General features: G+C 62.4%; 8 protein-coding genes. 4 read left to right on the plus strand and 4 right to left on the minus strand.

All coding sequences use genetic code 11. From position 1 onward, the window contains the following. On the plus strand, positions 1–2,349 hold a 2,349-nt coding region (locus AO692_RS02820), incomplete at its 5' end, for an aminomethyltransferase family protein (protein WP_244483234.1). A gap of 227 nt (positions 2,350–2,576) precedes the next feature. Here AO692_RS02820 and AO692_RS02825 read toward each other — a convergent pair. From AO692_RS02825 to AO692_RS02835, 3 genes are all read right to left on the minus strand, one after another. Further along, complete coding sequence (locus tag AO692_RS02825) at positions 2,577–4,562, minus strand: ABC transporter permease subunit (RefSeq protein ID WP_054308538.1); 1,986 nt, start codon at positions 4,560–4,562, stop codon at positions 2,577–2,579. Then, positions 4,559–5,587 (minus strand): glycine betaine/L-proline ABC transporter ATP-binding protein, encoded by a 1,029-nt coding sequence (locus AO692_RS02830; protein WP_054308539.1) that lies wholly within the window; start codon positions 5,585–5,587, stop codon positions 4,559–4,561. The genes AO692_RS02825 and AO692_RS02830 overlap by 4 nt, the downstream gene beginning before the upstream one ends. A gap of 100 nt (positions 5,588–5,687) precedes the next feature. Then, a complete protein-coding gene (locus AO692_RS02835; protein WP_054308540.1) occupies positions 5,688–6,641 on the minus strand; it encodes an ABC transporter substrate-binding protein in 954 nt (317 codons plus the stop codon). 185 nt (positions 6,642–6,826) lie between these two features. On the opposite strand from AO692_RS02835, the gene torR reads away from it, so the two are divergent. Further along, complete coding sequence (gene torR, locus AO692_RS02840) at positions 6,827–7,597, plus strand: two-component system response regulator TorR (RefSeq protein ID WP_054308541.1); 771 nt, start codon at positions 6,827–6,829, stop codon at positions 7,595–7,597. Here the strand turns inward: torR and torS are convergent. Continuing rightward, on the minus strand, positions 7,557–10,481 hold the full coding sequence (gene torS / locus AO692_RS02845; RefSeq protein ID WP_054308542.1) for a TMAO reductase system sensor histidine kinase/response regulator TorS: 2,925 nt from the start codon (positions 10,479–10,481) through the stop codon (positions 7,557–7,559). The genes torR and torS overlap by 41 nt on opposite strands. Before the next feature lie 53 nt (positions 10,482–10,534). Here torS and torT point away from each other — a divergent pair, with 53 nt between their 5' ends. Next, positions 10,535–11,611: a TMAO reductase system periplasmic protein TorT gene (gene torT, locus AO692_RS02850; protein WP_054308543.1), complete on the plus strand. Its 1,077-nt coding sequence runs from the start codon at positions 10,535–10,537 to the stop codon at positions 11,609–11,611. Positions 11,612–11,727: 116 nt separating this feature from the next. After that, positions 11,728–14,097 (plus strand): aminomethyltransferase family protein, encoded by a 2,370-nt coding sequence (locus AO692_RS02855; protein WP_054308544.1) that lies wholly within the window; start codon positions 11,728–11,730, stop codon positions 14,095–14,097. Positions 14,098–14,099: the final 2 nt, after the last annotated feature.

The following is a 14,099-nucleotide window of genomic DNA, read 5'->3' on the forward strand; positions in this document are numbered from 1 at the left end:
TATCCCGCCATTGTATCCGGTCCGCCGCGTCCGAGCCTGATCTTCCAGCCCGGACTGCTTCTGCCGGGCACCGAGCGCTATCATATGGCGGGCGGCGGTGCCGTCGTCATCGACATGGAGGTCGGCGACAGGATCACCATCCGCAACGCGGAGGGCGGCCAGCCCTGCGAACTCGTTGCCTTCGATCAATCCGGCCGCGCCGACACGGGCATCATCGGCGCCAAGAGCAACAGCAATGCGGCCGGCCTCAAGGCCCTGCTGCTGGGCGGTGATGACAGCCTGCGCGCCTTGCGCAACGGGCTGGAACGCCGCAAGCTGCAGCTTGCCAACGCCGAGGCGCTGCGCATCTTTTCCGGCACCACGCCGGCGGGTACCGAGGAGAGCTTCACCGCGACACGCGACGGCTCGCTTGTTGTCGCTGCTCCCGGCGGGCCCATGGCAGTGGATGACCACGATACGGCCACGCCGCTGGTGGTGATGGTGCGGCGCGCGACGATCCGCGCCAGGAGAAAGTCCGAACTGCCCGATCCGCTTGCCGATCCGGTGCTCGATCTCAGGGTGAAGTCGCGCACGGCCGAAGCCTATTTCGTCAAGGCAGGCGACTACATCCAGATCATCGACGTCGACGGCCGCCAATGCACCGACTTCCAGTGCTTCTCGGCGCGCAAGCTCGACAAGGGCCGCGATCTCGCACTCGACGTCACCGCCACCCGCTCCTTGATGGGCCATGCCTATCCGATGCCCGGCCTGCATGCGAAGTATTTCGATCAGGATTTCGAACCGCTGGTGGAAGTCGTGCAGGATACCTGCGGCCGGCACGATGCCTTCGCACTGGCTTGCTACGCCAAATATTACGACGACATCGGCTATCCCGGCCACATCAACTGCTCGGAGAACTTCAACGGCGCACTCGCCCCGCATGGCGTGACCGCCCGCGGCGGCTGGATGGCGGTCAACTTCTTCTTCAACACCGGCATCGACGCGCATGGCGTCATGTTCTCCGACGAGCCATGGTCGCGGCCAGGCGACTATGTGCTTCTGCGCGCGCTGACCGACATCGTCTGCGTGTCTTCCGCCTGTCCCGACGACACCACCCCGGCCAATGGCTGGAACCTCACCGACATCCATGTCCGGACTTATTCCGGACAGCACAAATTCTCCCGTGCGATTGCCAGACGAGTGACCCCGGATGCAGAGCCAAAGATGACCCGCGAAACCGCTTTCCATTCCAGCTTCGCCAAGCACACCCGCAACTTCATCGAGTACAAGGGCTATTGGCTCGCCAATTCCTTCGCCAAGGAAGGCCCGCTGCAGGAATATCGCGCCTGCCGCGAGAAGGCCGTGGTGATGGACCTGTCCGCCCTGCGCAAGTTCGAAGTCACCGGCCCGGATGCCGAGGCGCTGCTGCAATACACCCTCACCCGCGACGTCAAGAAGCTCGGCATCGGCCAGGTCGTCTACACGGCCATGTGTTACGAACACGGCGGCATGATCGACGACGGCACCTTGCTGAGGCTCGGCAAGGACAACTTCCGCTGGATCGGCGGCGACGACTATTCCGGCCAGTGGCTGCGCGACAAAGCCGAGGAGCTCGGCCTGAAGGTTCTGGTGCGGTCCTCCACCGATCAGATGCACAACATCGCCGTGCAGGGTCCCAGGAGCCGTGACATCCTGAAGGAGATCGTCTGGACACCGCCGCATCAGCCGGCGCTGGCCGAGGTCGAATGGTTCCGCTTCACCATCGGCCGCATCGGCGATTCCCAAGGCGTGCCGATCGTCGTCTCGCGCACCGGCTATACGGGCGAGCTCGGCTATGAGATCTGGTGCCATCCGCGCGATGCCGAGAAGGTCTTCGACGCGGTCTGGGAGGCCGGCCAGCCGCACGGGCTGGTGCCGATGGGCCTGGCGGCGCTCGACATGGTGCGCATCGAGGCGGGCCTGATCTTCGCCGGCTACGAGTTCTCCGACCAGACGGACCCCTTCGAGGCCGGCATCGCCTTCACCGTACCGCTCAAATCGAAGACCGACGACTTCATCGGTCGCGAGGCATTGATCCGGCGCAAGGAGAACCCGATCCATAAGCTCGTCGGCCTGGAGATCGACAGCAATGTCGACGTCGGCCATGGCGACTGCGTGCATATCGGCCGGGCCCAGATCGGCGTGGTCACCTCCTCCATGCGCTCACCGATCCTCGGCAAGAACATCGCGCTGGCGAGGGTCGACGTCACCCATTCAGAAGTCGGAACCGAAGTCGAGATCGGCAAGCTCGACGGCCACCAGAAGCGCCTTCCTGCCCGGGTCGTTCCCTTCGCCCACTACGACCCGCAGAAGACCAGACCACGCTCCTGAGGCCGTCTACAGGCGGATCGTTCCACTCCCTGAACGATCCGCCCTTTTTCACTCCAGAACAGCAGAGCAGGCATGAGAAAGGGCTCGATCAGAAGCGATCGGGCCTGCCGTCATTGGCGCGCCGAAGACATGACGACGGTGGGATAGCGCCGGTGTGCGAGCCGTTGGCACCGGCTGAACATCGACAGCCGGCTGACCAGGGGCGCTGGATTCATTCATGCAAAGGCTTAGGCCAGACCGAGCCTGCGCTTCCTCGACGTCGCCCAGGCTGTGATCAGTTGATCCGCTGTCAGGCCCATGAAGGCGACGCAAAGGCCAAGCACCAGACCTTTGCCGGCGTCATTGAAGGTAAGCGCCCGGAATATTTCCTGGCCGATATCCTTGGTGCCGATGAAGGCCGCGATGATGACCATGAACAGTGCGAACATGATCGTCTGGTTGATGCCGAGCATGATTTCGGGGAAGGCAAGCGGCATGCGGATGTTCCACAACAGCTGCCGCCGCGTGCAGCCCGAGGTTATACCGGCCTCGACAATCTCCGCAGGCACGTTGCGCAGGCCGAAGATGGTGTAGCGCACGATCGGGATCAGCGCATAGATGATGATCGCCGAGATCGCCGCGACATCACCGACCTTGAACAGCATGATCACCGGGATCAGGTAGATGAACGAAGGAAACGTCTGGAAAGTGTCGCACAGCAGCTTGGCAATACCGGTGCGGCGTTCGCTGCGTGACGCCCAGATGCCGATCGGCAGGCCGATGATGACGCATATCAAGACTGCAACTGTCACCATATAGGCAGTGATGAGCGACCGCTCCCAATAGCCCGCGAAGGCGATGAACAGCACGAAGCCGAGGACAGTGAGCGCGAGGCGCAGCCCGCCGAGAGCCCAGCCTGCTGCCGCGACCAGCGCCGCTATCGCTGTCCACGGAATACCCTGGAACAGGTCGCGTATCGGGATCAACACGTAGAGCAACATGGCGTTGCGCAGCACCTGTAACGGACCGTAGAGCGTCACCGTCACCCATCGTACAAGTGCATCCCAGAAGGGCGCCGTGCTCAGGGTGAACTGCGAAGGCCAGTTCTGGGCATAGGGCGTGATCGCCGTCAGCAGGAGGGATCCCAGGACGACGAGCGCGGCAGCAGCAAGGAACGGGAAACGCTGCAGCCAGCTCGCGTCGGGCGCAACATGTGAAGGCTGCTTGTAGGCAGCCGCACGGCTCAGTTGGTCCAGCGTGATCGCCATCAGCACGATGGCGACGCCGTTTTCGAGCGCCTGCCCGATTTTCAGAGCCTGAAGCCGGAACAGGAGGTCGTGACCGAGACCACGCGCGCCAACGAAGGAAGCAATCACCACCATCGCCAGGCACTGCATGATGACCTGGTTGACCCCCACCAGAAGCGACTGGCGCGCGGACGGGATCTCAACCATCCACAAAGTCTGGAAACGAGTGCAGCCAGCCATCTTGCCTGCCTCTCGCACCTCCTCGGCGACACCTTTGAGGCCGAGGATGGTGAGGCGCGCCATCGGGGGAATGGCGAAGATCACAGTGGCGATGGCGCCGGCCTTGTGGCCGACGCCAATGAACACCGCGATCGGGATCAGGTAGGAAAAATGCGGCAGTGACTGCAGCACGTTGAGCAAGGGCACGACGAGGGATTCGAACCACGGTCTCTTCACTGCGAGGATGCCAATGCCGAAGCCGATCAAGCCGGCAATAGGGGCTGCGACCAGCACCACCGACAGGGTGATCATCGAGAGTTCCCATTTACCGAAGATCGCCATATAGGCGACACAGCCGGCTGAAAGCAGCGCAAGGCGCCAGTCCCTGAGATGCCAGCCAAGCAAGCCGGCCAGTCCCATGATCATGAGCCAGGGCATCGCGGGAAGCCCGATCGCGGGAAAGCCTGCCACGAGCAGTCCTTCGACGATGGCCAGTGGCCAGGTTATGAGCTCGGCAGCGCCGCGCGTCAGGTCTCGAAACGAGAACAGCCCGAAGACCGTATCGTCCCGCAAGTGCTCGACGAGTACGTTGGCCCAATCCACGAACGGAACCGTCCAGTTCTTTGGAACCTGCACGGCCCAATCGGGTAGCATCGATGCCGCGAGCAGAAGGAACAGGAAGGGCAACAGGACGATCAGTGATTTCGTCAGCGGCGTACTCGGCTTATCCTGGTGCTGCTCTGAGGCGATCAGCGTCGTGGCGCTCATGCCGGCACCTCGGCGCTGTAGAGAGCATCGATCAGGCTATCGCGGCTTAGCGTACCGACAAGCATGCCTGCGTCATCGACGACATCGACCGGCCGCTCCGACGACAACACCTGGCGCGCGACGCTCGCGAGCAGCGCATGCGCTCGCACCGCCGTCGTCTCGGGTGTGCGGGAAGATGCGGGCGCCATGACGGCGCGTACGGACAGAAGGCGGTCGTGGGGAACGTTGCGGGTGAATTCGGCAACATAAGGAGTGGCCGGGTGGGTGACCAGTTCTTCGGCGGTGCCGAGCTGTTCAACAACGCCGTCCTTCATGATGGCTATGCGATCGGCCACGCGGATCGCCTCATCGAAGTCGTGGGTGATGAAGACGATCGTCTTGTTGAGCATCTGCTGCAGCCGCAGGAATTCGTCCTGCATCTCGCGGCGGATGAGCGGATCGAGCGCCGAGAACGGCTCGTCGAGAAACCACACGTCGGGGCCGACGGCGAGCGAACGGGCGATGCCAACACGCTGCTGCTGGCCGCCGGAAAGCTCCCGTGGATAATAGCCCTCGCGGCCCTTGAGACCGACCAGTTCTACCACTTCACGTGCGCGAGCCTCGCGTTTCTGCCGATCAGTGCCGCGCACCTGAAGGGGAAAGGCGACATTGTCGAGCACGGTGCGATGCGGCAGCAGGGCGAAGTGCTGGAAGACCATGCCCATCTTGTGCCGCCTGATGTCGATCATCTCGCGCTCGCTCGCGGCGAGGATGTCACGTCCTTCGAACATGACCTCGCCCGCGGTCGGCTCGATCAGGCGGGCGAGGCAGCGCAACAGGGTCGACTTGCCTGAGCCTGAGAGTCCCATGACGACAAGGATCTCGCCTGTCATCACCTCGAGAGTCACGTCGCGGACCGCCGGAATGTAGCCCCCGACGCGAATGGTCTCGATGGACGGTGTGCCCGGCTGGCCGCGCAGGAAGCCGGAGGGATCAGAGCCGTATAACTTCCAGAGGTTACGGCATGCGAGTTTTGTTTCGGACATGTCGTGGAACTGCCTCTCGCCAAAACGACCGATGGGTCGGTGGCACCACGTCCGCGACGGGGCGTCGCGATGCCACCGGGACAGGGCGGAGATGCGCCGGTCAGTTGGTGCCGGTCAGCCAGCCTTGCCAACGTCCCTGGTTATCGGCCAGCCATTTGTCGGCTGCCTGTTCGGGCTCCATGTTGTCGATGTCGACCAACTTGGCCTGGACGGCGACGTCCATGTTCGAGAAGTTGACCTTCTGCAGGATCGCATAGGCCTTGGGCCACTTGTTCGGGAACTCCTTCCAGGCGGCGATCTTCAGATAGCCGTCCTTCGGGTTACCGCAGTCGTAGGTAAGTTCCTTGTTCGTGCCCCAGGAAGGATCGTCCTTGCACTTGGGATCATAGGCCGGGAACTCGACGAACTTGCCCTCATAGAGAGCCTCGACGAAATTCGGCGTCCAGTTGAAGAGGACGATCGGCTCCTTGCGCTCGACCGCAGACGCGAGTTCCGCCCACAGCGCCGCAGCCGAACCGGCATTGACGACCTCGAAGTTCATGCCGAGCGCCTCGACGCGTTCGGCGTCATGCTTGAGCCAGTCGACAGGCCCACCCAGGAAGCGCCCCTTGGGCGCGGTCTCGGCTGTCGAGAACTTGTCGGCGCAGGCATTCAACGCTTCCCATGCGGGCAGGCCGGGGCACATCTCGCCGACATAGGACGGATACCACCATTCTTCGCGCGTCTTGGCGTCATGGGTGGCGGCATCGATGACGCAGCCTTCTTTGACCACCTTTTCGAAGGCGACACCAAAGGCGCCCTCCCAGACCTCGTTCTCGAGGCTGACATCGCCTTCGCACATGGCGGTATAGACGACCTGACTGTCAGACGAGACATATTCGACCTTGGCACCACCTTTTTCGAGCAGCTTGCCGACGATATGGGCGCCGACGATCTGGCTCGACCAGTTGTGGATCGGGATCTTGATGACGTCTGTCGAATCCTGTGCGAATACAGGACCAGCCGCAAACGCCATGATTGCCGCCACAGATGCGGCATTCGTGAAAATCTTCATTGAACCTCCCGTTTCTTTATGCTGCCATTGGTTCCCATGGAAAGCGGGGCGGCCTCTGCGGGCCGGTGGAGTTCCGCTCCATTCCTGCAAAGATAACGGCGAGAAGTGAACCGGTGTCGCTCGAGGTGTAAAAGTCGTACGTCGGCTTGTTAAAAGATGTTAACGGGTTGGGAGCTTAGGATGGCATGCGGGTTCAGCATCACATCGTGATCGTCGAGGACGATCCGGTCACGCGGGCCAAGCTCGCGGGTTATTTTCTCGCGGAAGGCTATAAAGTCAGCGAGGCTGGTGACGGCGAACAAATGCGAGCCATCATGAGCAGGCAGCCGGCAGACCTGCTGATGATCGATATCAATCTGCCTGGCGAGGATGGGCTAAGGCTTACCCGCGAGCAGCGCGAACGCTCCGATGTTGGCATCATCCTGGTGACGGGCCGCACGGATATGGTCGACCGTGTGGTGGGCCTGGAGATCGGCGCGGACGACTATGTCACCAAGCCTGTCGAGCACCGTGAATTGCTGGCCCGTGTGAAAGGTCTGCTACGCCGCGTCAGCAAAAACAGGCAGCCGCATGCGGGCTTGGCCGTGCGGCATTTCCATGGCTGGACACTCGAGGTTGTGCGGCGCACGCTACAGGCTGGCGATGGCACGTTCGTAGAACTCACCGGCGCGGAGTTCAAGCTGCTGGCGGTGCTGACGGCCAATCCCGGCCAGGTGCTGTCGCGCGAGCGCCTCCTGCACGAGATATCGAGGCGGGAATGGGATGCCAGCGACCGCACTGTCGACGTCCTGGTCCGGCGCGTCCGGCGCAAGCTGAAGGACAATCCGCGCACGCCGCGCATCATCCTCACATCGCACGGCGAGGGCTATTTCTTCGCCCCTGACGCCGTCCAACAGAGCGTTGCCATTCCCGGCTTCACGTCGGATACGCTGGATCGAACGACGCTTCGAGCATGACCTCCCATTGCCTCGCGCCGTCGGCGAATGCCGATTCGCAGGCCTTCACCATTGTTCCGAGCACACGTGTCGGCGCCTGTGCGGCAGCCGCCTCGAGTGTTTCCGCCGCCTCCAGAAGGCGAGGAAAACCAAGGGATCCGGCAGTGCTTCGCGTGGCATGGGCAAGATCGCGAAGAGTTTCGCGATCGCCAGAGGCGATTGCCGCATGCATCGAGTTGAAGCGTTTGGGCAAGCTGTCATGGGCAATTTCATGCAGGCGCCTTACGGCGTCGGAACCGAGGGCGTCGATATCCGCCTTGCAGGCGAACATGTCGAGCGCTTCGGCGGATGCAGTGGATTGCCCGTCCTGCCGGCCTGTCTGAGAAGCGATGGCGTCGAGCAAGTGCTCATGCACGATAGGCTTGGCGACGAAAGCATCGACGCCGGCGTCGAGATAACGTTCGATGTCTGCCTTGAACACATGGGCCGACATGGCGACAACCGGAAGATCCGGCATGGCGAGCACAGTGCGGATGCGGTCCATGGTTTCGATGCCGTCCATGCCCGGCATGCTGACGTCCATGACCACGAGGTCTGGCCTGAATTCGGTGATGGCCTCCAGGGCGACATAGCCGGAGCTCACCGCCTTGACCCGGTGGCCAGCCTTTTCAAGCACCTCGCTGGCCACCATCCGCGTCGCGTCATCGTCCTCGACCACCAGCAGGTCTAGTGCGGCTCCAGTCCGGCGGTGCAAGCGCTGGTGCTGACGGGCACCAAGGCTTGCAACCGCAGCCCTGGGCAGATCCATATCGAGAGTGAATGTGCTCCCGATCTCCGGCTGGGAGGAAACCGTAAGATTTGCCCCGATGAGGTGGGCGAATTTGCGGCTGATGGTGAGGCCGAGCCCCGTGCCTCCGAAACGACGCGTCACGGATGCATCCATCTGCGTGAACGGCTGGAAGACGTCTTGCTGACGCTCGGGCGCGATGCCCATGCCCGTGTCGGAAACGGCAATCCGCAGCGACTGGACTCGCTTGCGGTTGGCCATGACGGTGACATCGACCAGCACATGGCCGCGCTCAGTGAACTTGATCGCATTGTTGATGAGGTTGAACAGAATCTGGCGTAACTTGCCGGCGTCAGCATTGAAGGCGCGCCCCAGCTTGGCATCGCAGACGAACCTGAGATCAAGCCCTTTCTCGGCTGCCATCGGCCTCATGAATGCGACGATCCCTCTGACGAGTTTGGCCAGATCGAAGTCGACCTTGTCGATTGCCACATTGCCGGTCTCGACTTTTGAATAGTCGAGGATAGCGTTGAGAATGCCGCGTAGCGCCTCGCCCGAACTGGTCGCGACCGAGAGGTATTGCCGTTGCTTGGGCGCAAGTTTGCTATCCGCCAGCAGGCGCATCATGCCGAGCATGCCGGTCATCGGCGTGCGAATTTCATGGCTCATGTTGGCCAGGAATGCTGACTTGGCATTGTTTGCCTGTTCGGCACGTGCCCGCGCCTCGTTGTGCTCTACCGCCTCCTGGCGCAAGCGCTTGTTGACCAGCCGGATCTGCTCGGTCTGTTCCTCGACCAGTTGCTGCAACTGCTCGCGATGCCGACCGAGCTCGTCGGTGATGCGCTCACGTTCCTGTTCGAGTTCGAGACGCCTGCGCGACTCGTCACGGAACTGGTTGACCGCAACCGCCATCGTGCGCAGTTCGTCGTCACCCTCCTCGGCGACTGCGACCTCGAGATCGCCTGCGGTCAACCGCTGCATCGCCCGCGACAGGCCACTGAGGCGGCGAACGAGATTGCGTTCGACATAGAACCAGACGATGGCACCGGAAGCGAGGACAGCACCTAATAGGGTCACCACGAGCAGGATGACACCGATGCGCACTGCGTTGTCGGCGCGTTCGGCCGTCGTCCTGGCGAATTCGTCGGAACGGTCGAGAATAGTGCGCGCAATCTGGTTCTGCGTCACAGCGAGGTCTCGATTGGCTTGAGCCAACGCGTCCAGGTGACCAGCAATATCCACGACCCTCTCGCGACGCCCGAAGATCGAGGCCGCGACAGGTACATTTCCGGCGGCCGCCTCGATGACGCCGAACAGTTCCTGGCCCTGCTTGCGCCGCACAGGATCGTCTATGCTGAGAATGCGCCGTTTGATGACCTTCACATGCTCCTGGAAGATGCCGCTGATCTCGGCGATCTCCGCCCTCGTTTCGGCGCGACCCAGTCGGTTGATGAGCAGGCTGATCTGTGCGCTACGATGGCGAAGCTCATACATGCGCTCCATCAGATAGATGTCGTGCTCGATCAGCCGGTCGAGCGCGGTGTAAGCATCCTCGCGCCGCGTCGGATCTCCGATCAACCCATAGAGATTGGCCGTCACCGCGGACGCGCCGGCCGAGGCATTGGAAATCAGAGTCTCCGACAATTGGAGGATCGACTGCGCCGCATCCGCGGTAGCTTGGGCACTGTCGCGATAGGCCTTGTCCTCCTCCAGCCGTTGCCGCACGAGTTCGTTGTTCTGCTTGAGATTTGCCAGCATCTTCTCGACTGATCCGGCAAAGGCTTCGATAAGGTCGGGATCAATGGCGAGTCGCCGGACTTCGGCTAGCGATTTCACGATCTCCTGGGAGAGCGAAGCGAGCTGTGTCTGCTCGCTCAGCAGGTCGTCCCGGGAATGCACCGCCGCAAGCGCCGGAGCGGTCGCAATCAGCTTCGCACTGAGTTCTGCCGTGCGCTGCGTCGCCGCCACGGCCGGCAACGCCTGGGCATTCACGACGGCTTGCGCGTCGGCAATGTTGCGCAGGATCAGCCAGCTGACGATGCCGGATGTCAGGGATAGACCAGTGATGCACAGGAAGGCGAGGAACAGCCTCCCGCCGATACCGAGCCGACGAACCATGGTTCATTTAACCATGGTTTGCGCTGCGAACGTAAGCTGTCTAGCGTGCGGGAATGAAGCTGCCTGCATTGTGCCAATTCCCGAGCGTGATCGCGATCGTCATTGCGGTGTTGGGCGTTTCCCAATCCGCCATTGCGGCGCAGGCAAGTTGGAAGCTCAACGCCTGGGAGCCGCCTTTCGACTATTCACGGGCCCCAACGATGATCGATTATGAGCCGGTCGCGCGCGCGGCAAAGCCGTGGCATATCTGCGCTTCTTATCCGCACTTGAAGGATTCATACTGGGTCAGCGTCAATTACGGCATGGTCGAACAGGCGCGTTCGTCAGGCGTCAAACTGACCGTCGTCGAAGCTGGTGGCTATCCGAATCTGGAACGCCAGATCGAGCAGATCCGTACCTGTAGCATCGATGCCGATGCGCTGGTCGTTGGCACAGTCTCCTATGAGGGCCTTACGTCGACGATCAAGGAAATCGCCAAGCGTATCCCTGTCATCGCAGCGGTCAACGATATTGACGACGCCGGCATTTCAGCCAAGACAGGCGTTTCCTGGGAAGAGATGGGCCAGTCGGTCGGCGCCTATCTCGCTCGATTGCATCCCGCTGGCACGATACCCGTCCGGGTCGCCTGGTTCCCGGGACCCAAGGGGGCGGGCTGGGTCAAGTTTGTCGAAGCCGGTTTCCAGCGGGCATTGAAGCAAAGTTCGGCCAACGTCACGGCTGTCAAATGGGGCGACACGGGCGTCGAGATCCAGCTGCTGCTGCTCGAGGAAGTGCTCGAAGCTCAGCCGGACATCGACTATGTCGTCGGCAGCGCACCGACAGCGGACGCAGCAGTCAGCCTGCTGCGGGCTCAGGGCCGCGCCAACCACGTGCAAATCCTCGCCGACTATTTCACGCACGGCACTTTCCGCGAGATCAACCGTGGGAAAGTGGTCGCAGCTCCCACCGACTCGCCTCCGCTTCAAGGGCGTATCGCGGTCGACCAAGCGATCCGGGCCATCGAAGGCACGTTGCGCTATCGCCATGTCGGACCACCGGTGGAAGTGATCGATCGGAAGAATGTGCATTCACTCGACGTCGAACGCAGCCTTGCCCCCGCCTGGTTCAAGCCGACATTCGAGGTGCGCTAGCCGATCACAATTTTTCACATCCCGAGCGATCACTTTCACGTATCACGGGGGACTCGTTCACAGCCGATCATTAGCCTCTCGCAAACCACGAACAGACTGTTGCAGGGAGGACGGCGATGGTTGTGACAGGTAGGGATTATCCCGCCATTGTATCCGGTCCGCCGCGTCCGAGCCTGATCTTCCAGCCCGGACTGCTTCTGCCGGGCACCGAGCGCTATCATATGGCGGGCGGCGGTGCCGTCGTCATCGACATGGAGGTCGGCGACAGGATCACCATCCGCAACGCGGAGGGCGGCCAGCCCTGCGAACTCGTTGCCTTCGATCAATCCGGCCGCGCCGACACGGGCATCATCGGCGCCAAGAGCAACAGCAATGCGGCCGGCCTCAAGGCCCTGCTGCTGGGCGGTGATGACAGCCTGCGCGCCTTGCGCAACGGGCTGGAACGCCGCAAGCTGCAGCTTGCCAACGCCGAGGCGCTGCGCATCTTTTCCGGCACCACGCCGGCGGGTACCGAGGAGAGCTTCACCGCGACACGCGACGGCTCGCTTGTTGTCGCTGCTCCCGGCGGGCCCATGGCAGTGGATGACCACGATACGGCCACGCCGCTGGTGGTGATGGTGCGGCGCGCGACGATCCGCGCCAGGAGAAAGTCCGAACTGCCCGATCCGCTTGCCGATCCGGTGCTCGATCTCAGGGTGAAGTCGCGCACGGCCGAAGCCTATTTCGTCAAGGCAGGCGACTACATCCAGATCATCGACGTCGACGGCCGCCAATGCACCGACTTCCAGTGCTTCTCGGCGCGCAAGCTCGACAAGGGCCGCGATCTCGCACTCGACGTCACCGCCACCCGCTCCTTGATGGGCCATGCCTATCCGATGCCCGGCCTGCATGCGAAGTATTTCGATCAGGATTTCGAACCGCTGGTGGAAGTCGTGCAGGATACCTGCGGCCGGCACGATGCCTTCGCACTGGCTTGCTACGCCAAATATTACGACGACATCGGCTATCCCGGCCACATCAACTGCTCGGAGAACTTCAACGGCGCACTCGCCCCGCATGGCGTGACCGCCCGCGGCGGCTGGATGGCGGTCAACTTCTTCTTCAACACCGGCATCGACGCGCATGGCGTCATGTTCTCCGACGAGCCATGGTCGCGGCCAGGCGACTATGTGCTTCTGCGCGCGCTGACCGACATCGTCTGCGTGTCTTCCGCCTGTCCCGACGACACCACCCCGGCCAATGGCTGGAACCTCACCGACATCCATGTCCGGACTTATTCCGGACAGCACAAATTCTCCCGTGCGATTGCCAGACGAGTGACCCCGGATGCAGAGCCAAAGATGACCCGCGAAACCGCTTTCCATTCCAGCTTCGCCAAGCACACCCGCAACTTCATCGAGTACAAGGGCTATTGGCTCGCCAATTCCTTCGCCAAGGAAGGCCCGCTGCAGGAATATCGCGCCTGCCGCGAGAAGGCCGTGGTGATGGACCTGTCCGCCCTGCGCAAGTTCGAAGTCACCGGCCCGGATGCCGAGGCGCTGCTGCAATACACCCTCACCCGCGACGTCAAGAAGCTCGGCATCGGCCAGGTCGTCTACACGGCCATGTGTTACGAACACGGCGGCATGATCGACGACGGCACCTTGCTGAGGCTCGGCAAGGACAACTTCCGCTGGATCGGCGGCGACGACTATTCCGGCCAGTGGCTGCGCGACAAAGCCGAGGAGCTCGGCCTGAAGGTTCTGGTGCGGTCCTCCACCGATCAGATGCACAACATCGCCGTGCAGGGTCCCAGGAGCCGTGACATCCTGAAGGAGATCGTCTGGACACCGCCGCATCAGCCGGCGCTGGCCGAGGTCGAATGGTTCCGCTTCACCATCGGCCGCATCGGCGATTCCCAAGGCGTGCCGATCGTCGTCTCGCGCACCGGCTATACGGGCGAGCTCGGCTATGAGATCTGGTGCCATCCGCGCGATGCCGAGAAGGTCTTCGACGCGGTCTGGGAGGCCGGCCAGCCGCACGGGCTGGTGCCGATGGGCCTGGCGGCGCTCGACATGGTGCGCATCGAGGCGGGCCTGATCTTCGCCGGCTACGAGTTCTCCGACCAGACGGACCCCTTCGAGGCCGGCATCGCCTTCACCGTACCGCTCAAATCGAAGACCGACGACTTCATCGGTCGCGAGGCATTGATCCGGCGCAAGGAGAACCCGATCCATAAGCTCGTCGGCCTGGAGATCGACAGCAATGTCGACGTCGGCCATGGCGACTGCGTGCATATCGGCCGGGCCCAGATCGGCGTGGTCACCTCCTCCATGCGCTCACCGATCCTCGGCAAGAACATCGCGCTGGCGAGGGTCGACGTCACCCATTCAGAAGTCGGAACCGAAGTCGAGATCGGCAAGCTCGACGGCCACCAGAAGCGCCTTCCTGCCCGGGTCGTTCCCTTCGCCCACTACGACCCGCAGAAGACCAGACCACGCTCCTGAGG

The sequence above is a fragment of the Mesorhizobium sp. 1M-11 genome (genome assembly GCF_001303895.1).
Lineage (GTDB): Bacteria > Pseudomonadota > Alphaproteobacteria > Rhizobiales > Rhizobiaceae > Mesorhizobium.